A 2154-nucleotide genomic window follows, 5' to 3' on the forward strand; every position below is an offset into this window, starting at 1 on the left:
CGCTCGGCCCGTGGATCGAGACCGACCTCGACCCCGCCGACCTCGCCGTCACCTGCACCGTCAACGGCGAGCTGCGCCAAGCCGGCCGCACCTCCCAGATGGCCCGCTCGGTCGCCGAACTGGTCGCGCACATCTCCGAAGCGATGACCCTGCTCCCGGGCGACGTCATCCTCACCGGCACCCCCGCGGGTGTCGGCCCCCTGAACATCGGCGACGAGGTCGCCGTCTCCGTCGAAGGCATCGGCACCCTCGCCAACAAGGTCGTCAAGCGATGAAGGATGCAGTAACCGTGGCTGACAAGAACCCCGACGTCCGGGTCCGCTTCTGCCCGTCCCCGACCGGAAACCCGCACGTCGGCCTGGTCCGCACGGCGCTCTTCAACTGGGCCTACGCCCGCCACAACGGCGGCACCCTGGTGTTCCGGATCGAGGACACCGACGCCGCCCGCGACTCCGAGGAGTCCTACAACCAGCTGCTCGACGCCATGCGCTGGCTCGGCTTCGACTGGGACGAGGGCCCGGAGATCGGCGGCCCGCACGCCCCCTACCGCCAGTCGCAGCGGATGGACATCTACGCGGACGTCGCCGAGCGCCTGCGCGCCGCCGGCCACGCCTACCCCTGCTACTGCACCACCGAGGAGCTGGACGCCCGCCGCGAGGCCGCCCGCGCCGCCGGCAAGCCCTCCGGCTACGACGGCCACTGCCGCGACCTGACGGCCGACCAGATCGCCGTCTACGAGCAGGAGGGCCGCCCGTCGATCCTCCGCTTCCGGATGCCCGACACCACCCTCACCTTCGACGACCTGGTCCGCGGCCCGATCTCCTTCGACCCGAAGGACGTCCCCGACTACGGCATCGTCCGGGCCAACGGCGCCCCGCTGTACACCCTGGTCAACCCGGTCGACGACGCCCTGATGGAGATCACCCACGTGCTCCGCGGCGAGGACCTGCTGTCCTCGACGCCCCGTCAGATCGCCCTCTACGCGGCCCTCGCGGACGTCGGCGTCGGCAACGGCACCACCCCGCGCTTCGGCCACCTGCCGTATGTGATGGGCGAGGGCAACAAGAAGCTCTCCAAGCGCGACCCGCAGGCCTCGCTCAACCTGTACCGCGAGCGCGGCTTCCTCCCCGAGGGCCTGCTCAACTACCTGGCCCTGCTGGGCTGGTCGCTCTCCGACGACCGCGACATCTTCGACATCGACGAGATGGTCGCCGCGTTCGACATCGACGACGTCAACGGCAACCCGGCGCGCTTCGACCTCAAGAAGGCCGAGCACATCAACGCCGAGCACGTCCGCCGGCTCGCCCCCGAGGAGTTCGTCCGGCGCCTGGTGCCCTACCTCCAGGCCGCCGAGCTGCTCCCGGCGGAGCCGACCGCCGAGCAGCTCGACCTGCTCGGCAAGGTCGCGCCGCTCACCCAGGAGCGGATGGTCGTCCTCTCCGAGATCGTCGCGATGGCCGGCTTCCTGTTCGTCGCCCCCGCCGACTTCACGGTCGACCCGGAGGACGCCGCGAAGGTGCTCACCGCCGGCGCCCGCCCCGTGATCGAAGCCTCCGTCAAGGCGCTCACCGAACTGACGGACTTCACCCCCGACCCGATCCAGGCCGCGCTGCGCGAGGCCCTGGTCGACGGCCTCGGCATCAAGCCCAAGTTCGCCTTCACCCCGCTCCGCGTCGCGGTGACCGGCCGTCGGGTCTCCCCGCCGCTGTTCGAGTCCATGGAGCTGCTGGGCCGAGAGGAGACGCTGCGCCGCCTGCTCGCCGCCCTGGAGCTGCTCCCGGCCTCCTGAGGCCCCCTGCGGCCCCCTGGGCCGCCTCCGGCACCCCTGCGGGCCAGGTCGCTGACCTGGCCCGCAGGTGTCCGGGGCACTGCCTGCAGTTATCGATTTTGGAGCCGGGCGGGGCGTCGGGTAATGTTCTTTCTGCGCCGCCCGGGCAGGGAGGCGCAAGACACCGAGGAAGACCCCCCGCAGGGGTTGAACTCTGGTGGGGTATGGTGTAATTGGCAGCACGACTGATTCTGGTTCAGTTAGTCTAGGTTCGAGTCCTGGTACCCCAGCGCAGCACGCAAGTGATGCAACGCCCCCGTTGTGTAGCGGCCTAGCACGCCGCCCTCTCAAGGCGGTAGCGCCGGTTCGAATCCGGTCGGGGGTAC

General features: G+C 70.5%; 2 protein-coding genes and 2 tRNA genes. All 4 read left to right on the forward strand.

Annotation, left to right across the window (positions count from 1 at the left end):
* A partial coding sequence (locus tag IEZ12_RS39230; RefSeq protein WP_229848130.1) for a fumarylacetoacetate hydrolase family protein occupies positions 1-275 on the forward strand: 275 nt, incomplete at its 5' end.
* On the forward strand, positions 272-1789 hold the full coding sequence (gene gltX, locus IEZ12_RS27285) for a glutamate--tRNA ligase (RefSeq protein WP_189275614.1): 1518 nt from the start codon (positions 272-274) through the stop codon (positions 1787-1789). The genes IEZ12_RS39230 and gltX, both read left to right, overlap by 4 nt.
* Before the next feature lie 197 nt (positions 1790-1986).
* Positions 1987-2058 (forward strand) — tRNA-Gln (locus IEZ12_RS27290).
* A gap of 22 nt (positions 2059-2080) precedes the next feature.
* Positions 2081-2153 (forward strand) — tRNA-Glu (locus IEZ12_RS27295).
* Position 2154 lies beyond the last annotated feature (1 nt).

Source organism: Kitasatospora griseola, assembly GCF_014648555.1.
Classification (GTDB): Bacteria; Actinomycetota; Actinomycetes; order Streptomycetales; family Streptomycetaceae; genus Kitasatospora; species Kitasatospora griseola.